General features: G+C 37.5%; 18 protein-coding genes. 12 read left to right on the plus strand and 6 right to left on the minus strand.

Going from position 1 to position 21,812, the window contains the following annotated elements:
• Positions 1-238: 238 nt before the first annotated feature.
• The 11 genes from acnA to gpsA all read left to right on the plus strand — a co-directional run bounded on the left by acnA (position 239) and on the right by gpsA (position 14,385).
• On the plus strand, positions 239-2,926 hold the full coding sequence (acnA, locus tag K3248_RS01965) for an aconitate hydratase AcnA (protein ID WP_220716692.1): 2,688 nt from the start codon (positions 239-241) through the stop codon (positions 2,924-2,926).
• 236 nt (positions 2,927-3,162) lie between these two features.
• Positions 3,163-3,429: a 30S ribosomal protein S20 gene (rpsT, locus tag K3248_RS01970; protein ID WP_220716693.1), complete on the plus strand. Its 267-nt coding sequence runs from the start codon at positions 3,163-3,165 to the stop codon at positions 3,427-3,429.
• A gap of 695 nt (positions 3,430-4,124) precedes the next feature.
• Entirely contained in the window at positions 4,125-5,690 is a 1,566-nt protein-coding gene (gene dnaA / locus K3248_RS01975) for a chromosomal replication initiator protein DnaA (protein ID WP_220716694.1), read from the plus strand.
• Between the two features lie 186 nt (positions 5,691-5,876).
• The gene (gene dnaN / locus K3248_RS01980; protein ID WP_220716695.1) at positions 5,877-6,998 is read left to right on the plus strand and encodes a DNA polymerase III subunit beta; all 1,122 of its coding nucleotides are present in this window, start codon (positions 5,877-5,879) and stop codon (positions 6,996-6,998) included.
• Positions 6,999-7,009: 11 nt separating this feature from the next.
• Positions 7,010-8,152, plus strand: a complete 1,143-nt coding sequence (gene recF / locus K3248_RS01985) for a DNA replication/repair protein RecF (RefSeq protein ID WP_220716696.1) — start codon at positions 7,010-7,012, stop codon at positions 8,150-8,152.
• Between the two features lie 54 nt (positions 8,153-8,206).
• Positions 8,207-8,689 carry a type II 3-dehydroquinate dehydratase gene (aroQ, locus tag K3248_RS01990; RefSeq protein ID WP_220716697.1) on the plus strand — a complete coding sequence of 161 codons (483 nt, stop codon included), beginning with the start codon at positions 8,207-8,209 and terminating at the stop codon, positions 8,687-8,689.
• A 96-nt stretch (positions 8,690-8,785) separates the two neighbouring features.
• A complete protein-coding gene (gene cyoA / locus K3248_RS01995) occupies positions 8,786-9,757 on the plus strand; it encodes a ubiquinol oxidase subunit II (protein ID WP_220716827.1) in 972 nt (323 codons plus the stop codon).
• 76 nt (positions 9,758-9,833) lie between these two features.
• Positions 9,834-11,852: a cytochrome o ubiquinol oxidase subunit I gene (gene cyoB, locus K3248_RS02000; RefSeq protein ID WP_220716698.1), complete on the plus strand. Its 2,019-nt coding sequence runs from the start codon at positions 9,834-9,836 to the stop codon at positions 11,850-11,852.
• Entirely contained in the window at positions 11,849-12,517 is a 669-nt protein-coding gene (locus K3248_RS02005; protein ID WP_220716699.1) for a cytochrome (ubi)quinol oxidase subunit III, read from the plus strand. Before cyoB ends, K3248_RS02005 begins: the two co-directional genes overlap by 4 nt.
• On the plus strand, positions 12,517-12,957 hold the full coding sequence (gene cyoD / locus K3248_RS02010; RefSeq protein WP_220716700.1) for a cytochrome o ubiquinol oxidase subunit IV: 441 nt from the start codon (positions 12,517-12,519) through the stop codon (positions 12,955-12,957). Before K3248_RS02005 ends, cyoD begins: the two co-directional genes overlap by 1 nt.
• A 420-nt stretch (positions 12,958-13,377) precedes the next feature.
• Positions 13,378-14,385: an NAD(P)H-dependent glycerol-3-phosphate dehydrogenase gene (gpsA, locus tag K3248_RS02015; protein ID WP_220716828.1), complete on the plus strand. Its 1,008-nt coding sequence runs from the start codon at positions 13,378-13,380 to the stop codon at positions 14,383-14,385.
• A 286-nt stretch (positions 14,386-14,671) separates the two neighbouring features.
• Here gpsA and fabI read toward each other — a convergent pair whose 3' ends face one another.
• From fabI to fabA, 3 genes are read right to left on the minus strand one after another with little or no spacing between them, the layout of a single operon-like run.
• Complete coding sequence (gene fabI / locus K3248_RS02020) at positions 14,672-15,493, minus strand: enoyl-ACP reductase FabI (RefSeq protein WP_220716701.1); 822 nt, start codon at positions 15,491-15,493, stop codon at positions 14,672-14,674.
• A gap of 50 nt (positions 15,494-15,543) precedes the next feature.
• The gene (fabB, locus tag K3248_RS02025) at positions 15,544-16,764 is read right to left on the minus strand and encodes a beta-ketoacyl-ACP synthase I (protein WP_220716702.1); all 1,221 of its coding nucleotides are present in this window, start codon (positions 16,762-16,764) and stop codon (positions 15,544-15,546) included.
• Positions 16,765-16,822: 58 nt separating this feature from the next.
• Entirely contained in the window at positions 16,823-17,332 is a 510-nt protein-coding gene (gene fabA / locus K3248_RS02030) for a 3-hydroxyacyl-[acyl-carrier-protein] dehydratase FabA (RefSeq protein WP_220716703.1), read from the minus strand.
• Between the two features lie 232 nt (positions 17,333-17,564).
• Between fabA and irrA the strand changes: the two genes are divergently transcribed.
• A complete protein-coding gene (gene irrA, locus K3248_RS02035; protein WP_220716704.1) occupies positions 17,565-18,059 on the plus strand; it encodes an iron response transcriptional regulator IrrA in 495 nt (164 codons plus the stop codon).
• A gap of 45 nt (positions 18,060-18,104) precedes the next feature.
• Here irrA and K3248_RS02040 read toward each other — a convergent pair whose 3' ends face one another.
• From K3248_RS02040 to K3248_RS02050, 3 genes are all read right to left on the minus strand, one after another.
• On the minus strand, positions 18,105-18,668 hold the full coding sequence (locus K3248_RS02040; RefSeq protein ID WP_220716705.1) for an SH3 domain-containing protein: 564 nt from the start codon (positions 18,666-18,668) through the stop codon (positions 18,105-18,107).
• A gap of 904 nt (positions 18,669-19,572) precedes the next feature.
• Positions 19,573-19,806 (minus strand): 30S ribosomal protein S21, encoded by a 234-nt coding sequence (rpsU, locus tag K3248_RS02045; protein ID WP_220716706.1) that lies wholly within the window; start codon positions 19,804-19,806, stop codon positions 19,573-19,575.
• Positions 19,807-20,003: 197 nt separating this feature from the next.
• The gene (locus tag K3248_RS02050) at positions 20,004-21,677 is read right to left on the minus strand and encodes a formate--tetrahydrofolate ligase (RefSeq protein ID WP_220716707.1); all 1,674 of its coding nucleotides are present in this window, start codon (positions 21,675-21,677) and stop codon (positions 20,004-20,006) included.
• Positions 21,678-21,812: the final 135 nt, after the last annotated feature.

The raw sequence follows: 21,812 nt of genomic DNA on the forward strand, positions 1-21,812 counted from the left end.
ATGTTTTTTATGTAATTGTACCTAGAATAGTTCTAGAAATAGTTCTATAAGTTCTGTGTTACATCAAGATCTGGTGTAGAATGGTTTTTGGCGCCGATTTCCGAATTTGCCTATGAGAAGGTGGGGGGAAATGGATGGCGGAGGTGATTGCGCCTGCACTCAAGCTGCGACCTTGACTCGTAGTTTGTGTTGTTCATTCCGGGAAATTGGGTGGTTTTTAGTATGAGGGTGGACAGTCATGACTCACATTGATAGCTTTAATTGTCGCAAAATTTTAAAAGTTGGAGACAAGGAATATACTTATTACAGTTTGATCGAAGCGGAAAAAAATGGGCTTAAAGGAATTTCCCGTTTGCCGTTTTCGATGAAAGTTATTCTCGAAAATTTATTACGATTTGAAGATGGGCGTACGGTTAAGAAAAAGGACATTTTGAACGTTGCTGAATGGCTAAACAACAAAGGTAGTGCCGGTGCGGAAATTGCTTATCGCCCAGCACGGGTGCTCATGCAAGACTTCACAGGCGTTCCTGCTGTCGTTGATCTTTCTGCAATGCGCGATGCCATGGTTAAACTTGAAGGAGATGCTGAAAAAATTAACCCCCTTATTCCCGTTGATCTTATCATTGACCATTCAATTATCGTCGATGATTTTGGCAATCCTATGGCTTTTAAGGAAAATGTTAAACATGAATATGAGCGTAATGGTGAACGCTACCGTTTTCTTAAATGGGGTCAGCAAGCTTTTCAAAATTTTCGTGTTGTTCCTCCAGGAACAGGAATTTGTCACCAGGTTAATTTAGAATATTTAGCACAATGTGTGTGGGTAAAGGATGAAGGAAAGCATCAGGTAATTTATCCTGATACCTGCGTGGGTACTGATTCGCATACAACTATGGTCAATGGTTTGGGTGTTTTGGGTTGGGGTGTTGGTGGTATTGAAGCAGAAGCAGCAATGCTAGGCCAACCCGTTTCTATGTTGTTACCTGAAGTTATTGGTTTTCGTCTAACCGGTAAACTTAAAGAAGGTGTGACAGCGACTGATTTAGTGTTGACGGTGACACAAATGTTACGCAAAAAAGGCGTTGTCAGTAAATTTGTTGAATTTTTTGGTCCCGGTCTAGAGCACATGACACTTGCTGATCGAGCAACGATTGGGAATATGGCACCTGAATATGGGGCAACCTGTGGCTTTTTCCCAATTGATAGAGAGACAGTGCGTTATCTCAGTATGACAGGGCGTGATAAAAATCGTATTGCTTTGGTGGAGGCATATTCTAAAGCACAAGGGATGTGGCACGATGAAGCGGTTGCTGATCGTATTTTTAGTGATACTATTGAATTAGATATGGGCAGTGTTGTCTCATCTATGGCTGGTCCTAAGCGTCCTGAAGGGCGTATTGCATTGGAAAATGTTGGTCAAGGTTTTGAGAAAGCATTGGTTGAAGATTATAAGAAAACTTCAGGGCAAGATGATCGTTATCATGTTGAAGGGGAGCAATATACACTTAGCCACGGCGATGTCGTCATTGCTGCAATTACTTCTTGCACAAATACATCCAATCCAAGTGTTCTTATTGCAGCCGGTCTTTTAGCGCGTAATGCTGTAGCAAAAGGCCTTAAAAGCAAACCATGGGTTAAAACTTCTCTTGCTCCTGGTTCTAAAGTTGTGGAAGCTTATCTTATCAATTCAGGTTTGCAAAAAGATTTGGATACACTAGGGTTTAATTTAGTTGGGTTTGGATGCACGACATGTATTGGAAATTCTGGTCCTTTGTATCCCCCTATTTCTAAGTCGGTTAATGATAATGGTCTTATTGCAGCAGCAGTTCTTTCAGGAAATCGTAATTTTGAAGGACGTGTTTCACCTGATGTACAAGCAAATTATCTAGCATCACCTCCATTGGTCGTTGCACACGCTTTAGTAGGAACAGTTCGAAAAGATTTAACGCAGGAACCTTTAGGTGAAGGCTCAGATGGTCAACCGGTTTATTTGAAAGATATTTGGCCAACATCTCAGGAAATACAAGAATTTATTGAAAAGAATGTTACGCGTAAAATTTTTGCTGAAAAATATGCAGATCTATTTAAGGGAGATGAAAATTGGCAAAAAGTTCATGTCTCTACGGATGCTACTTATGCTTGGGATGAGCAATCAACCTATGTGCGTAACCCGCCTTATTTTGATGATATGCGTAAGGTGCCTGATGTCTTATCAGATATTAAGGATGCAAGAATTTTAGGTTTGTTTGGTGATAAGATCACGACAGATCATATTTCTCCTGCTGGGTCTATTAAAGCGGATTCTCCTGCTGGAAAATATTTGATGGATCATGGTGTTAAAGTGGCTGATTTTAACCAGTACGGAACGCGTCGTGGGAATCATGAGGTGATGATGCGTGGGACTTTTGCCAATATCCGTATTCGTAACTTCATGTTAGGCGAAAATGGTCGTGAAGGAGGATATACAATCCATTATCCTTCACAGAAAGAACAAGCAATTTATGATGCTGCAATGGCATATAAACAGGAAGGTGTTCCACTCGTTATATTTGCGGGCATTGAATATGGTAATGGATCATCTCGTGATTGGGCAGCTAAAGGTACCAATCTTCTTGGTGTAAAAGCGGTAATTGCTCAGTCTTTTGAACGAATTCATCGTTCTAATCTTGTTGGCATGGGTGTTGTTCCCTTTGTATTTGAAGAAGGTACAAGTTGGAAATCTATCGGTTTAAAAGGGGACGAAAAAGTAACAATTGAAGGAATTCATAATTTGAAACCGCGTCAAAAAACTGTAGCCAAAATTACTTTTTCTGATGGAACGGTGAAAACTATTCCGTTACTGTGCCGTGTTGATACTGAAGATGAATTGGATTATTTGCATCATGGTGGAATTTTGCAATATGTTTTGCGTAATTTAGCGGTGTAAAGAGTGACGGCTTTTGTATGCTAAAGAGTGTTTTTGAAATATCAAGTTGGGTATAAGAATTGTATTTTATTTTTTATGCCCTTCTTTGAAAATTTGATTGACGTTGACGGAAATGTTACGCTATAAGCTGTCCAGTTATAAGCAATTTTATAGTTTTGCTTAACATGATTTATTGATATTGGTGAAGAGGTCGTAGAGATTGCTCTTATCCAATGAGTTGAAAGAGAGAGAGATTTATGGCGAATACACCTTCGGCTCAAAAGGCGGTGCGCAAGGTTGTTGCACGTACGCAGGTTAATAGAGCACGTCGTTCACGCGTTCGTACTTTTATGCGTAAGTTTGATGATGCTGTAGCTGGTGGCGATAGGACGTCTGCAGAAATAGCATTTAAGAATTTTGAGCCTGAAATTATGCGTGCAGTTTCTAAAGGGGTTTTTCATAAAAATACTGCTGCGCGGAAGGTATCGCGTTTAGCAAAGCGTTTGAAAGCTCTCAGCGTTTAAGAATTTTTCATTTTACTAATGATTATGCCAGCGTCATATAAGCGCTGGTTTTTTGTATTTTCTGAAAACTTTGTCCTTTTTGGGAAAGAAAATACAGCGATTCTCCTTATAAAAAAGTAGAGCAGATTTGTAGAGTTTGTATGGTTATCCACAAGCTCTGTGGATTTTTGCAGAGTCTTTTTTGTCAAGCATTTTTATTTTTTTTTTTTCATCCGGAGAGATTCTTTATAATTGGTAAATTTAAAGAAAAAAAATGAATTGAATCAACTATTTTTCTCATTTTCTGTTTGTATATGCAAATTTATCATGATTTTTGATTTTATTTTGCCCCCTTGCATTTTACCACTGCTGTTTTGTATGGTTCTTTTGGAGACTAAAAATATACAGGGGTTCATAATCAGTTCATAGAGTTTTTGTTGCATATAATGTGCTTTGGTTTAGGCTATTACGAGCTTTCATATTGGGTAGACTGTCTGAAGTATTTTTAGTTTTCTTGATTGGTATGTTTTCCATTGCAAAGAATGGGTCGTATCATGAGTATAAGTGAATCTTATTGGTCATCTTTATTGGTGGGGTTGTGATGGACTATCCTAGGGGAGGATAAGGAAACTTATTTTGGGTAGAGCGTTTTTGCTGTCGCTAATTTAATTTTTAGTTGTTTAGCAAGATACAATTTTTGTTTATCGGGATGAAAGATGGTGGATAAATTGAACTCTAAAGCTAGTTCCTTTAAAAGGGTTTCGGTGAATATCCTGTCGACAGAGAGAATAATTAAGATGACAGATAGAGGTGGATTAGTTAGTAGAAATACTTCTGTAGATTTTCCGGTTATTTCAGAGGAGGAAGGTGTAGCGGCTTTTACACGCGTGATGGCGCAATTAAAAGCACAAGTTGGCATTGAAGCTTATACCAGTTGGTTTGGTCGTTTGAAACTTGCTGAGTATAGCCGTAATCTTGTAAAGCTTTCTGTTCCTACGGCATTTTTACGTTCATGGATTAATAATCACTATGGTTCTCTTTTAACTAATTTATGGAAACAGGAGAATTCAGCGATTCTTCGTGTTGAAGTGATTGTGCGTGGTATGAAGCGTGTTTCAAAAAGTGTTATCTGTAGAACAAATTCAGCTCCTATTACTCTAGAAGAGCAAGCAGCATCTCCTTTTGTTGAGTGTTATAGTGAAGATGCAGTAAAGAGTGTTGAATCAGGAGTTTTTGGTTCTCCTCTTGATTCTCGCTATACTTTTGAAAGTTTTGTTGAGGGTTCTTCTAACCGTGTTGCTTTAGCTGCAGCGCGTTCTGTTGCAGAGGGGCATAAAAGTGCTTTGCGTTTTAATCCTCTTTTTATTCATGCGTCTGTTGGCTTAGGAAAAACACATTTGCTTCAAGCTATTGCAGCGGCGGCATTAAAACGTTTAACGCCAGCACGAGTCATTTATTTGACTGCGGAATATTTTATGTGGCGTTTTGCAACAGCTATCCGTGATAATGATGCTCTTTCTTTTAAAGAGCAGCTTCGCGACATTGATCTTTTGATTATTGATGATATGCAATTTTTGCAAGGAAAGTCTATACAAAATGAATTTTGTCATCTTCTTAACATGTTGCTTGATAGTGCAAAACAGGTTGTTGTCGCTGCGGATCGTCCACCAGCAGAACTAGAATCACTAGATCTTCGCGTTCGATCTCGGCTTCAGGGGGGTGTTGCTCTTGAAATTGAAGCTCCAGATTATGAGATGCGTTTGGAAATGTTGCGTCAGCGATTAAAGGTAGCACAACAAGATGATAACATGGTTGTCATTTCCGATGAGATTTTAGAATATATTGCTAAAACGGTTTTGGGGTCGGGGCGTGATATTGAGGGCGCTTTTAATCAACTTTTATTCCGTCAGTCTTTTGAGTCTGATTTATCTTTAGAACGGATTGATGAATTGTTAGGTCATTTGACGCGTTCAGGTGAGCCTAAACGTATTCGGATTGAAGAAATTCAACGTGCGGTTGCGCGCCATTATAATGTTTCTAAGCAAGATTTATTATCTAATCGTCGGACTCGTACAGTTGTAAAGCCGCGCCAAGTTGCAATGTATTTAGCAAAAATGTTGACACCTCGCTCATTGCCAGAGATCGGGCGTCGTTTTGGAGGGCGTGATCATACAACCGTATTACATGCTGTACGTAAAATTGAAGATTTGGTTTGTGATGATCAGACGTTAGCTAAAGAGCTTGAATTGCTTAAACGATTAATTGGAGAACAGGCTGCCTAGTGTGTAGAGTCTTTTCTTAATCCTTAGAAAATATTGCAGGAGTGGAATGAAAAGTGATTTTTTCCTTGTAGGAGAGACGCTTGTTATTTTAAGAGAGGTTGAATAAAACTTGACAGATGATTCTATAAACTAAATCTGTTATTTTTGTTTGTTCCTATAGTTTTAGTAAATTGTCACGGAGCTTTTATGCGTATTACAGTTGATCGTAATCAACTTTTTAAATCTCTTAGTCGTGTCCACCGTGTGGTGGAACGGCGTAATACTGTTCCTATTTTATCGAATGTATTAATTGATGCAGACAAGAGTGGTGTGCAGTTAAAAGCAACAGATCTTGATTTAGAAGTTATAGAATCTTTCATTGCTCATGTTGAAGAAGTTGGAGCAATCACTGTTCCAGCGCATTTGTTGTATGATATTGTTCGAAAGTTGCCCGATGGTAGTGAGATTGTCTTATCAGTTGATATGAATCAGGCAAGCACAATGTCTGTTGTTTCTGGTTGTGCAAATTTTCAACTTCAGTGTCTTCCTAAAGCAGATTTTCCAGAATCACTTCCAGGGCAATTTGGTTATCGTTTTTCTTTATCAGCATCAGGTTTAAAGCATTTACTTGAGTGTACGCAATTTGCTATTTCCACTGAAGAAACCCGTTATTATCTTAATGGTATTTATTTTCATGTTATTGATGATAATGTGTTAAAACTACGTTTAGTTGCAACTGATGGTCATCGTTTGGCACAAGTTGATATGGACGCTCCTTCAGGGATTGAGGGGATGCCAGGTGTTATTATTCCTCGTAAAACGGTAGGAGAGTTGCAAAAACTTCTTTCAGAAGAAATTAATAGTGATGTGTGTATAGAGCTTTCAGAAACAAAGATTCGTTTTTCTATAGGCTCTGTAGTTTTGACTTCAAAGTTAATTGATGGAACATTTCCAGAGTATCAACGTGTTATTCCACTTGGAAATGATAAAAAATTGGTTGTCAATAGGCAGGATTTTTCTTCTGCGGTTGATCGTGTTTCTACAATTTCAAGTGATCGTGGGCGTGCAGTAAAATTAGCAATTGAACAAGGGCAATTAAAACTTGTCGTTAATAATCCTGAGTCTGGGAGTGCAGAAGATCAATTAGCTGTGACTTATACATCTGATTCTCTTGAGATAGGGTTTAATTCACGTTATCTTCTTGATATTGCTGGGCAACTTTCCAGTGATGAAATTGTTTTTATGTTAGCTGATTCTGTCGCACCAGCTCTGATTCGTGATAATAATGATGCGGATGCGCTTTACGTGTTGATGCCTATTCGCGTTTAGGGACAATTATTTTGCAATGCGATGCAAATCATGTGCATAAAGTGGCGGTAAAGCAACTAAAGCTGATACGTTATCGTAATTATTCTTCTTTTAATATTCATTTTTCAGGACAACATGTTGTTTTTACAGGCCATAATGGTGCTGGTAAAACAAATCTTTTAGAGGCGTTATCTTTTCTATCTCCGGGGCGTGGTTTACGACGTGCAGCTTATTCTGATATTAGTTCTTCGGATGGTGGAGATGATGGGTTTGTTGTATTTGCGCGTCTTCAATGTTCGCTTTATGGTGAAGTGAATATTGGTACAGCGTTGGAAATTGGTAATAACAGTCGAAAAGTTCATATTAATGGTGTCAGTGAAACAGGTGATAGCCTAACAGAATATTGCCATATGAGTGCGCTGACACCTTCTATGGATGGGCTTTTTACAGGTTCTTCGCTTGAGCGTCGTCGTTTTTTAGATCGTATGGTTTTGGCTATTGATCCTTTACATGGTCGTCGCATAATAGATTATGATAGAGCTATGCGTGCGCGTAATCGTTTATTTTTAGATGGTAATGAAGATCATGCTTGGTTTAATGCATTAGAAAAGCAAATGGCAGAATTAGCAACAGCTATTGCCGCAGCCCGTATTGATATTATCCGGCTTATAAATGACTTATTTGCACAAATGCCAGTTCATACACCTTTTCCGCGTGCTTTTTTGCAAGTTGATGGTTTTTTAGAAACAGCTTTGAATAATCTATCAGCTATTGAAGTTGAAGAGCAATTTTGTGATCGATTACAACATAATCGTGCATTGGATCGTGCAGCTGGACGAACATTAGAGGGACCACACCGCACAGATTTACAGGTTTTTTATGCTGATAAAAATATGGAAGCAGCATTTTGTTCGACGGGTGAACAGAAGGCACTTTTAACAGGTTTGATTTTATGTCATGCCCGTTTAACAGGTATACTTTCAGAGAAAGCGCCTATTCTTCTTCTTGATGAAATTGTTGCGCATCTTGATTCTCATAGACGTAATGCTTTATTTGATATTCTGGATGATTTAGGTGGGCAAACATTTATGACTGGAACAGACAGCATTTTATTTGACACCTTGAGAGGACGCGCAGAATTTTTTGAAATTAAAGATGGTGCTTTATCACAATAAAAAACATACTAAAAATTTTTTTGATATATGATAATAGAGAAGAAAAGATTCACTATGCCTACAGTTATAACGATTTTAAATGGCCCTAATTTAAATTGTCTTGGAAGACGTGAGCCAGAAATTTATGGAACTAAAACTTTAGAAGATATAGAACAATTTTGTAAAGAATGGGCGATAAAATTTGACATGACACTCCGCTTTTATCAAAGTAATAGTGAAGGTCAATTGGTAGAGTGGATACAAGAAGCGCTTGAAGTAAGTAGTGGATTAATCATCAATCCGGCTGCTTACAGCCATACATCTGTTGCAATTCTTGATGCGTTAAAGATGTTTTCAGGCCCAAAAGTAGAAGTCCATTTGTCTAATATTTATCATCGTGAAACTTTTCGTCGACATTCTTATGTCTCTGCAGGTGTGGATGCCGTTATTTCTGGTTGTGGATATGAAGGGTATCGATTTGCGCTCGAATATATTGCCAAGAGGTTTAAAATTGGCGTAGAAGAATTAAAATTGTATAATCTTAATAAGGGCATTTGAATTTACTTGATAATTTTTTTTTAATAGGTAAGCATATTATTAAGATTTTGTCATTTTTTTATGGCAACTTCTGATATGTATGATGGGGCAGGTGAGATGAGAAACTTTGTTAAACAAATAAAGATACTCGTAATTTTAGGGGGGATGTTACTTTTATCAGGTTTTAAGTGGGATGTTCTTCACCCAGCGGGGTATGTTGCACGTCAGCAGCTGTTTTTGATTATTGTTTGTGTTGCTGTTATGCTTTGTGTTGTTATTCCAGTTATGGTGAGTGTGATATTTTTGGCTATCAAATATCGCGCATCGAATACCTCACGAGAATATTTGCCTGATTGGGGGCATTCCAATAAAATTGAAGCATTTATGTGGGGTATTCCAATTGTTATCGTGTTAGTTTTAGGTGCATTTACAGCCTATTACACCTATAAGCTTGAACCAGAACATCCACTTCCAGTAGAAGTTGTTGGTGAAGAAAAGCCGTTGCAAGTAGATGTTGTGGCACTTGATTGGAAATGGCTCTTCATTTATCCAGAGTATAATATTGCATCGATCAATGAAATTTATGCGCCTGAAGGTCGCCAAGTTTTATTGCAATTGACATCAGAGAGTTCTGTTAATGCTTTTTGGGTACCAAGATTGGGTACGGTTATTTATGCTATGCCGCAGATGAATTCTAAGTTACATTTGTTAGCTGAAGAACGAGGAGTGTTCAATGGAAGCTCAGCAAATTATAGCGGTGATGGTTTTGCAAATATGCGGTTTCAATGGCATTCTGTCTCTTTAGAAGATTTTAATAATTGGGTTATGAAAGCTCGGGCTAATGGTCGAGCGCTTGATCGTGTATCTTATCGTCAGCTGTCTATTGCGCCTCGTATGGGTGATGTTGCTGCAAAGAAAAAAGATGCCGAAGTTCGTTATTTTGCACCTGTTGAGAAGCGGCTTTACTATCGGGTTGTTAATCGATGTGTCGATGAAAATACGGTATGTAATGAAGATTTGATGAGACGTGCCGCAGCTCAGACGCTGTGGGGTGCGCTTTGTTCAGTGTTTGATCCTGACGTTATTTAGAGGGTAAATCGAGAAGAAATCCTTTTTTAAAATGAGGTTTCTTTGAAACTAAAATTCATTTGATATGGGTTGAGAAATGTTTGGAAGACTTACAGATCCTACAGCGGGTGCTTTTCATGCACTTGCACATGAACCGATCGTTTTATATACATGTATTGCGATTGTATTAGTTGGCCTAATTGCTTTTATTGGCTTAAGTGTGCTTGGGTGGTGGGGCGTTTTTTGGCGAAATTGGGTTACAACGGTTGATCATAAGCGCATTGGCATTATGTACATTGTCCTTGGAATTATCATGCTTGTTCGTGGTTTTGCCGATGCGATTATGATGCGGACACATCAGGCTTTAGCGCTTGGGAGTGAAGCAGCAGGATATTTACCACCAGATCATTTTGATCAGATTTTCTCGGCGCACGGTACCATTATGATTTTCTTCATGGCCACGCCTATTTTATTTGGTCTTTTCAATTATCTTATACCACTTCAAATTGGTGCTCGTGATGTTGCTTTTCCTTTTGCAAATAATTTGGGATTTTGGATTACAGCTGCAGGAGCAATACTGATTAATATATCACTAGCTATTGGTAATTTTGGTCGTGGTGGTTGGCTTATGTATCCACCCTTCACAGAGTTGCAGATGAGTCCAGATACAGGAGTTGATTATTATCTATGGTCGCTTCAACTTTCTGGTATAGCGACCACCATGGGTTCAATCAATTTTATTGCAACGATCATTAAAATGCGGGCGCCTGGAATGACAATGATGAAGATGCCTGTTTTTTGTTGGAGTGCTTTTGTCAGTAACATCCTTATTGTAGTTATTTATCCTGTTTTAGCTGTAGCATTTGCACTCTTAGCATGTGATCGTTATTTAGGAATGAACTTCTTTACCAATGTTGGTGGCGGGAATCCAATGGTATGGATTAACTATGTTTGGGTTTTTGGTCATCCTGAAGTTTATGTTTTGGTTGTTCCAGCTTTTGGAATTGTCTCTGAAGTTGTGTCAACCTTTTCTTCAAAACGCCTCTTTGGTTATACTTCCATGGTATGGGCAATGGTAGTTATTTTGATTCTTTCCCTTCTTGTTTGGGGGCATCATTTCTTTACAATGGGTGGTGGTGAAGCGGTCAATACCTTTTTTAGTATTGCAACAATGATCATTGCAGTTCCTACAGGTGTTAAAGTCTTTAATTGGTTACTCACGATGTATAAGGGGAAAATTCGCTTTGAGCCCCCGATGCTTTGGTGTATGGGGATGATCTTTACATTCGTTGGTGGTGGGTTAACAGGTGTTTTATTATCTATTGTACCTGCTGATTGGCAATTCCATAACTCGCTCTTTTTAATAGCACATTTTCACCATACAATTATTGGAGGCGTTGTCTTCTCTTATTTAGCGGGACTTGCTTTTTGGTTTCCAAAAGTTTTCGGTTATAAGCCAAATAGGATGTTGGGTATTGCGTCTTTCTGGTGTTGGTTTATTGGATTTTACCTTGCTTTTTTCCCACTCTATGCGCTTGGTTTAATGGGTGCAACGCGTCGTCTTCAACATTATGCAGAGCCTACTTGGCAGCCAATGTTTATAGTTGCTGCGCTAGGCGCTTTTATTATCTTACTTGGTATTCTCTGTTTTGTATTACAGGTTGTTTTAGCGATTTGGTACGGTATTAAGCATAAAGGACAGTTACCAGTCACAGTGAATGATTCTTGGGGTGATGCGCGAACACTTGAATGGTCTACTTCTTCACCTCCTCCTTCTTACAATTTTGCGATACTTCCAAAGGTACAGTCTGATGATGCTTACTGGCATATGAAGAAAAATGGTTATCAGCGTCCGACAAATGGATTTACAAAAGTTCATATGCCATCAAACACATCAGCTGGAATTATCGCAGGATTCTTCTCGCTAGTTATTGGTTTTGCACTTGTTTGGCATATATGGTGGCTTGCTGCTATTGGCTTGATTGGCTTTATTGCAACGATAGTGTGTCATTCATTAACAGGTGACCACCATGGTTATTATATTTCAGCTGAAGAAGTTCAAAAAACTGAAGATGCCTTTACAGCAGTTCTTAAGGAGCAAGGAGTCACAGTATGAGTGCAATAACAGTGAATAATACGAATGCCATAGATGAACATCATCACGATAGTAGCTCAGTAATGACATTTGGTTTTTGGGTCTATATTCTTTCGGATTTGATCTTGTTTTCGACACTTTTTTCAAGTTTTGCTGTTTTTTCTGCTTCTTATGGTGGAGGTAAAGCAGGTAATGAGTTTATTAATTTAAAATTTGTTTTGGTTGAAACCGCCATTTTATTATTCTCATCAATTACTTATGGGTTTGCAATGGTACAAATGCATAAGGATAATCTCAGTGGTGTACGTTTATGGATGGCCATTACCTTTGTACTTGGATGCTGCTTTATTGGGATGGAAATTTACGAATTCCATGAGCTTTTAGGAGAGGTGTTTTATTTCGATCCTAGTGCTTATGCTGGTATTGATCCTGAAACCGGTTTAAAGCTTTTTGGAAGAGAAATTTTATCTGCTTACTGGTCAGCTTTTTTTGCTTTGGTTGGTACCCATGGTCTTCATGTGAGTGTTGGTCTACTTTGGATGGTTGTGATGTTTTTTCACCTTCGTCGCCGTGGTTTAGATCAAGATAATAAAACCCGTTTGACTTGTCTTTCAATTTTTTGGCATTTGCTTGATATTGTCTGGGTTGGTGTTTTCACCATGGTTTATCTGTTAGGAGCGCTATAATGAGTCTGCATAATGAAACACATAATCCCAGTACAGGGAGTTATTTAGTAGGGTTTCTTTTGGCTGTATTGTTCACTTTGGGTTCTTTTATTCCTGTAATGTATGGAATGATGGAAAGCTGGGCAATTAGTACAAAAGTTGCATATCTTATTGGGATGGCAATTATTCAGATTATAGTACAAATTGTTTTCTTTTTACATTTGAATTCTGGTCCAGATGCTAAATGGAATTTAATTGCTTTATGGTTTGCAGTTATTTGCGTTTTTGTTATTGTTGGAGGTACGTGGTGGGCTATTTCTCATTTGAATTATAATATGATGGGTGGTTCAGGGCGTGTTATTGAGTCGGAAATACAAGAAGAACAAAGTTCATCGGTTTTAAAGCGCTTACCAAATAAAAATGTTTCTGTAGAAAAACAGCCAAATGTGCAAAATCCGTAAGGACACATTCAAGATACGCATTCTTCGATAAAGTAATAGGTTAAGAAGAGAGATGTCCGTGGAGCAGATGCTAAAGCAAAGGCTCCTCGGGCATATGCTTTATAAAAGCGCGAGATAATGTAAGATAGGTGTGCTTAGGAGGGCATAAGGAAAAAGTGATTCAGAAAAGAATGGCAATTTTGAATGTATATTTGAGAAAAAGAGCTATTGATAGAATGTAAAAAAATAATGTTTATAAAATTGAATATAGAGGATATAAGGATTTTAATAAAAATTATCCATGTTATGGCAAAATAAAGCTATGAAGAAATAGCAGTTTCAGGTTTAGTAATTTATACTAAAATATCTCTTGCATGAAGATATATGCAGCAAACAGAGGTCATTAAAACCAAAAATTTGAAAAATAAATTAGAAAATTTAATGGAAACTGTTTCGATAACAATTATTGGTGCTGGTTCTTTTGGTACTGCATTAGCTATTGCGCTTGCACGTAATGGACATCGTGTTTTGCTTTGGGGATATAATCCTCAACATATCAAAAAATTGCAGAAACATCGCTGTAATCAGGCGTTTTTACCTAGTATTCGATTCCCTGATAATTTGTTGCCTGAAGCTTCACTTAAGAGAGCAATAACAGCAAGCCATATTATATTAATAGCTGTTCCAAGCCATGTCTTTCATCAGGTATTGTATAATATTAAACCTCATTTGGATCAGAACTCACGTATTATTTGGGCAACAAAAGGCTTAGAATCTGGAACAGGACGTCTTCTACAAGAAGTTGCTCGTGAAGTTTTAGGTGCTCAAATTCCTTTAGCAATTTTTTCAGGACCAACTTTTGCAAAAGAGCTTGCTATGGGATTACCTACTGCAATGACGATAGCAGCTTCTAATGCTGAATTTAGTGAAGAATTACAACAGCTTTTCTGTCATGATAAAAGTTGTAGGGTTTATAAAAATTCAGATATGATTGGTGTTCAGCTAGGGGGAGCAGTCAAAAATGTGATTGCTATTGGTGCAGGTATATCAGATGGTATGGGGTTTGGAGCTAATGCTCGTATAGCACTCATTACACGCGGATTAGCCGAGATAAGTCGTTTAGGTGTTGCTATGGGTGCTGAACTTTCTACATTTATGGGAATGACAGGTTTAGGTGATCTAATTTTGACAAGTACGGATGATCAATCGCGCAATCGTCGTTTTGGACTATTACTTGGCAAAGGAACGAACATAGAAGAAGCAAAAAAACAGATTGGTCAGGTTGTTGAAGGCTATTTAAATACCAAGGAAGTATATATATTAGCACGACGTATTGGGGTAGAAATGCCAATTACAGAACAAATTTATCAAATCCTCTATTGCAGCAAAAATGTACGTGAAGCGGCTAATACATTGTTAAATCGTACACTTAAAGATGAAATATATTGATACAATATGTTTTGAAATGATTTTAGAACATGAGAGATTTAACGCATATGAGAAAAAACTAAAATAGACTGTCTTTAATCACTTGAATAAAAGACAACTCTTTAGCAATAAGTTATGAAGAAACAGTTTTTAGACAATATAATTAAAATATAAAGTTTGTAACATTATTGAAGGTAAGGCTATTCAAAATAAACTGCTTTTTCAATTATCTGTTTCTAAAGCAAGGTTTCAACATATTACTCAAGATATGCAAATGACTATGTTTACACTTAAAAAATATGACAGATTATTCTTCTTCTTGAGCATCTTCACTTTTCTTGAGTTCTTCAAGTATTGGCATAGACATGATATTATAGCCGGAATCAACATAATGGATTTCGCCAGTAACACCTGATGATAAATCAGAAAGAAGATAAAGAGCAGATTTTCCGATTTCTTGAATGTTTACAGTACGGCGCAATGGCGCATTCCGGCGTTGATGCGCGAATATTGCGCGTGCAGCGGCAATACCATTCCCTGCTAAGGTTCTAATAGGACCAGCTGAAATTGCATTGACACGGATATTTTGAGGACCAAAATCTGCTGCTAAATAACGCACCATAGCTTCTAAAGCAGCTTTAGCTACACCCATGATATTATAATTAGGGACCACTTGTTGTGAAGCCCCATAGGTAAGTGTCAAAAGTGTTCCCCCATTAGGCATAAGCTTACCTGCACGCTGAGCAATTTCAGTAAAAGAATACGCTGAAATAACCATTGTGCGTTTAAAGTTTTCACGTGTTGTAACATCAACGTAGCGCCCTTTGAGCTGTGTTTTATCAGAAAAACCAATAGCATGAACAATGAAATCAAGCGTTTTCCATTCTTTCTCAAGATATTCAAAAACATAATCCACATTCTCAATTTTTTCAACATCACACTCTAATACTAATTTACAGCCAAGTTTTTCTGCGAGTGGCCGTACACGTTTTCCAAAAGCATCTCCTTGATAGGTAAAAGCTAATTCAGCTCCCGCTTCTGCAAGTTGGCATGCAATGCCCCAAGCAATTGAATGGTCATTTGCAACCCCCATAATAAGGCCACGTTTGCCCTCCATCAAACCTTTCATATTATTCTCCGTAAGACCGTAATTTTTTCGATAAGCTAAGAACTCCTGATTTATGCATAACGCTGGAAAATAAGCGTTGCATTAGTACCACCAAATCCAAATGTATTTGACAATACAGTATTAAGTTGTTGATGATCACGGCGTTTACGAACAATAGGCATATCAGCAAAAGCCGGATCAAGTTCTTCAATATGGGCACTTTCACAAATGAAATTATGATTCATCATTAACAGTGTATAAATTGCTTCTTGAACACCTGCTGCTCCTAATGAATGTCCGGTTAGAGATTTTGTAGCAGAGATTGGAGGACATTTATCTCCTGCTCCAAAGATACGACGAATTGCTTCTATTTCAGGAGGGTCTCCAACAGGTGTTGCTGTTGCATGGGGATTAATATAATCAATTTTATCTTTTACAGTAGCAAGTGCCATACGCATACAACGTTCAGCTCCTTCTCCTGAAGGAGCAACCATGTCGTATCCATCAGATGTAGCACCATAACCAACAATTTCTCCATAAATTTTTGCACCACGTGCTTTAGCAACTTCTAGTTCTTCAAGCACCAATACTCCCGCTCCACCAGCAATAACAAAACCATCACGATTAGTATCATAAGCTCGTGAAGCTTTAGCTGGAACATCATTATATTTGCTGGACATAGCACCCATAGCATCGAATAAAACAGATAATGTCCAATCTAAATCTTCGCAACCACCAGCAAAGATGCGCTTTTGCTTACCATATTGAATCATTTCATAAGCATTGCCGATACAATGATTGGATGTAGCACAAGCCGAAGAGATTGAATAATTTACACCTTTAATTTTAAAGAAAGTTGCAAGCGTTGCGGACGCTGTAGAACTCATTGCTTTTGGCACAACAAAAGGTCCTATACGTTTTGGACCTTTTTGGCGTGTAATATCAGCAGCTTCAACAATTGACTGTGTTGAAGCACCTCCAGATCCCATGATAATTCCAGTATGCTCATTCGATACCTCATGAGGCTCTAAACCGGCATCACTAATTGCTTGGTCCATAGCGATATGATTCCAAGCTGTTCCACGTCCGTGAAAACGCAGGGCACGTCGATCTACCAGCTCTTCTATATTAATATCAGGTTTACCGTAAACTCTACTACGGAAGCCTAATTCAGCATACTGAGGTGCGTAAGAAATTCCAGATTTTGTTTCTTTTAAACTGGTTAAAACGGCTTGCGGGTCATTTCCAATCGCAGAAACAATACCCATTCCGGTTATAACAACTCGACGCATTCATACCTCCTTGTTTCATACAGAATAATAAAAGCACCTTTTCTGATAGAAATAATTTTCAGTCTTCTTTGAATAAAGCAACACGTAAATCATTCGCTTTATAGATGGTCTCTCCATCTGCTTTTACCCACCCATCAGCTATTCCTAAGACCAAATTCCCACGTCGGATACGCTTAAAATCTATTCCATATTCAAGAAGTTGTGTTTTGGGAGTTACCATACCTGATAATTTTACTTCACCTGTTGATATAGCTCTCCCTTTTCCTAGTTCTCCCAACCAACCAAGAAAAAAACCTGTTAATTGCCACATGCCATCTAGACCTAGACATCCTGGCATAACAGGATCTCCTATAAAATGGCAATCAAAAAACCATAGGTCTGGAGTAACATCAAATTCAGCACGAACTATTCCTTTATTATATTCACCACCAGTTTCATCGATATGAGTGATTCTATGTATCATTAACATTGGTGGTGCTGGTAATTGTGCATTGCCTTTACCAAACATTTCACCGCGAGCACAGCTTAGAAGCTCTTCATAAGTGTAGCGAGACTTTTTTTCAGTCATTGTTACTCCATTTATTTGCATATATTTTTACTTCTGTGCTTTTCTTCAACTTACTTTTAGAGCAAATTTTAGGAAGAGGGAAATGATTTTATACCATTTTTAATGACAAAAGTCCTTTTTTATGTATCTTGTGTGAATAGTTATCTATAATGGAATAAAGGATTCTATCATACTGTCTCCATTTTGTTGTATTTTAATTTTGTCAAAATAGAAATATATTATGGTTTAAAATATGTCAGTGAGCGTAGATGATTTGGGTTTGAATGAAGAAAAACAGTCTGTAGAAGATTGTGGAAAGATGATGCCTTATTATTCCATCTCTATGTTAGAAAAGCGTTTGCGTCAAAATGGTTTGCGACCAACACGTCAACGATTGGAACTTGCTTATATGATTTTTTCTAAAGGCAACCGTCATATTTCTGCTGAAGAGCTTTATGAAGAGGCTGTGAGAGCGGGGGTGCCTGTATCTTTAGCAACCGTTTATAATACACTTCACCAGTTTACAGAAGAGGGGTTATTAAGGATTATAGCTGTGGAAGGTTCAAAAACTTGGTTTGATACCAATACGTCTGATCATTATCATTTTTATATAGAAGGTGAAAATCGTATTCTTGATATTCCGTGCAATTTAGAAGAAGCTCCTATTATTAAAAACTTGCCTAAACCACCGGAGGGTATGGAGATTTCACATGTTGATTTAATAGTTCGGTTAAAGCCTAAAAAGTAAATCTGATTATAAGGAATAAAAATTCAACTATATTGAATTGCGGATTTACCAACCTTTAATTTTTTCATCAGGATAAATTCCCCATAATTGAGGTTGATGAAGCCATCCGCGGGTGTTGTTAATATTGATTTCGCACCAATGTCCTCCGTCGCATTGGCGAATATAACCAATAACATTAGGTTCTACTTCTGCTACGAGTTCTGCATTATCTGTTGGGCTTTTGCGTAACATCAGCCTTTTTGTTTTATCTTTTTGCCATGGAACAGTAATAGCAGTGCGTTTTCCTGATAGGAGCGATTGATAGACCCACCCCTCATCTCCTTCTGCATCACGAATTTTACGCCATTGATCATATTCTTGAATAATTTCAATAGGTAATCCCTTCTTTCTGTAAGTAAAGATAATAGAATAATTACTTCCTGGTCCGACGCGCACATTAACACGCGTAGGCTTAATTGAAGCAAAGCGCGGAAGTGGTAAACCACTTGGTCCTAAATTTTGATTGAGTGTTTGTGCATACAAAAAACCAGATAAACTAAAGATAACGCTTTCTGCCATTAAGATACATGATGCGAGTATTGAAAATTGAAACCAACGAGAATGTTGCACACTTACATCCTTTATTTTGCACATATTGGCTAGACTACAATCTGAAAAATAGAATTGAGAATGAATAAAAGTTATGACATATCGTAGTTAAAAAGATCTAAACAATGAGAGTACTGGATAAGAATAACGAAATACGTAAAAAATTTGAGTTTCTTAATCCCCACTTTATTTTCATAACTCTGTGAGGGTTTTATTTTCACACAATTTTTTATTTGAAGTACATGGAAAGGCAGTTGAATATTTTACTAACTATCGTACATTTTTACAAATGTTGGAATGTTATTATAGAATACCACGAGATTGAGTGAATTGGTCATGCTATAATTATATTAAACCAATAAATTAGGCTATGTACGTATCTAACAAGTAAAAATTACCGATAAAACATTAAAATAATAGAGTTGTATCTGCTTATTTTAATAAATGAAGAGAGATATAAATCTGAGGCTTATAATTTTTACACATACAGTTGTATATTGAGCCATGATTTATTTTTGCAATCTAATATAATTGGGGAGTATGAGGGATATTGAATATTGTATCCTACATTAAGAGAACGATTACATAATTTGTATACAAAGAAAATTATATTAAGAGGGGGAAATCGCATTAAGAGGGATAATTATATAAAGTAAGGAACAAAAACACCTTACAACACATATACAATCCCCCTTTAACTTATTTCAAGTAACAGCGTATTATTCCGATTGCTCAAAATGGCTTGGAACAAAGTCATTTCTATTAAGATTACATCAAAAACACATGAACCCTTTATGGGTGTAAAGAAAAAAATAACAACAAGATGAGAAAGAGTAGATAATAAAAACAACTATCAGTGTAAATCGCTAAGATATTACGCTCTACTCATCCACAACCAATGTGATTTTATAACAAGTAAAATATACTACTTTACCGCAGCAGTTCGACCATTACCAATAAGGCCTTCTCTTTGTGCACGTTTACGAGCAAGTTTACGTGTACGACGAACAGCCTCAGCTTTTTCACGAGCACGTTTTTCCGATGGTTTTTCATAATAACCACGCATTTTCATTTCACGAAAGATACCTTCACGCTGCATCTTTTTTTTCAACGCACGTAGCGCTTGCTCAACATTATTATCACGAACGAGTACTTGCACTGCTTATCCTGTTTTGTTTCATTATTATAAATAATAGGAAAAAATCCACTTCCTTTTAAAAGGTATATCTAAAAGGAAACATACAATATATGCATAACACATAAAGAGGGTATTTGTCTACATTGCTTTTTTAAATTCCATTCTTCTTGCTATAGAGTATTTTTTACAATAGATGATGGAGTTTGCTGCATATAAGCTTATGAAAGCCCTTTTATCTGATTATTTTCATCCATATAAATTTTTTCAGCAGCAGGGTAACGCGGTAAGCCTGGCATGGTCATAATATCTCCACAGATGACGACAATAAAGCCAGCACCTGCCAAGAGGCGCACCTCCCGTATAGGAATTTCAAAATCAACAGGAGCACCATATTGTGTGGGATCAGAAGAAAAAGAATAAGGCGTTTTTGCCATGCAAATAGGGTATGCTCCATATCCTTCTTTCTCCCAGTGTTCAAGTTGTTTGAGAATAGGAGCTGTAATGATAGCGCCACGGCCACCATAAAGATTTTTGATAATACAATTAATTTTCTGAACAAGCGGAAGATCATCTTGATACAGAACTTTGAAATGGGAAGCTTTTTCTTCAATCAAGGTTACGAGTTCTTGCGCCAGTTCTATGGCGCCTTTTCCTCCTTGTTCCCAATGTTTGCAGATAATAGCTTTGTGTCCTGTTGCGGCAACTATTTTTTGTAATGTACTGATTTCAGCGTCGCTATCGGTTGCAAAATGGTTAACAGCAACAACACAAGGAATACCGTAGTTCTCCATGTTTTTAAGATGCCTTAAAAGATTGTTTGCTCCCTTTTGTAAAGCAACGACATTTTCTTCTGTCAAATTATTTTTGTTGACACCACCATTCATTTTTAATGCACGAATTGTTGCGACAATCACGGTCGCATTCGGTACAAGACCTGCTTGTCGGCATTTAATATCGAAGAATTTCTCTGCACCAAGATCGGCTCCAAATCCTGCTTCTGTAATAACATAGTCAGCAAGTTTTAAAGCAGTTTTTGTTGCTATAACTGAATTACAGCCATGAGCAATATTGGCAAAAGGTCCTCCGTGAACAAGCACAGGATTGTTTTCAATTGTTTGTACGAGATTAGGTTGTATAGCATCTTTGAGAAGAACTGTCATTGCGCCTTCTGCATTAAGATCAGCAACTGTCACAGGTGTTTTATCATAACGATAGGCAACGACAATTTTTTTGAGTCTCTGCGTCAGATTTTCTAAATTTTCGGCAAGACAAAAAAGTGCCATGACTTCTGATGCAACAGTAATATCAAAACCTGTTTGACGGGGAAAACCGTTGGTAACTCCACCTAATGAAATAACAACATCACGCAATGCGCGATCATTCATATCGAGGACTCGCTTCCAGACAATACGACGTGGATCAATATTTAGAGTGTTGCCCCAATAGATATGATTATCTATCATCGCGGCAAGAAGATTGTGAGCAGCTGTAATGGCATGAAAATCGCCGGTAAAATGCAAATTAAGGTCATCCATCGGTATTACTTGAGCATAACCACCTCCAGCAGCTCCCCCTTTTATTCCAAAACAAGGACCTAAAGACGGTTCTCGCAAAGTGGCTATAGTTTTTTTGCCAATGAGATTGAGAGCATCATTCAACCCAACAGTTGTTGTTGTTTTTCCTTCTCCTGCAGGTGTTGGGTTAATAGCTGTAACCAGGATAAGTTTACCATCCGGATTTTTATTAAGCGATTTTATATAAGTAGAAGAAATTTTAGCTTTGTCATGTCCGTAAGGAATAAGATTTTCATGTGCAATATTAATTTTTTTAGCAATTTCAATAATGGGTTGTTTTTTAGCTGTGCGAGCAATTTCAATATCTGTTTTGGGCATAGAAAAATTCTTTAATTTAGTTTTTTAGCATTGAGAGCGTGTACTCTATTGGCTATGATAGCTTATAGGATATCAAGATAGAGTAAACTATCATAAAGATCGATGATATGCTGTGCAAGAAAAAATAAAAAATGA

Source organism: Bartonella raoultii (assembly GCF_019659805.1).
Taxonomy (GTDB): Bacteria; Pseudomonadota; Alphaproteobacteria; order Rhizobiales; family Rhizobiaceae; genus Bartonella; species Bartonella raoultii.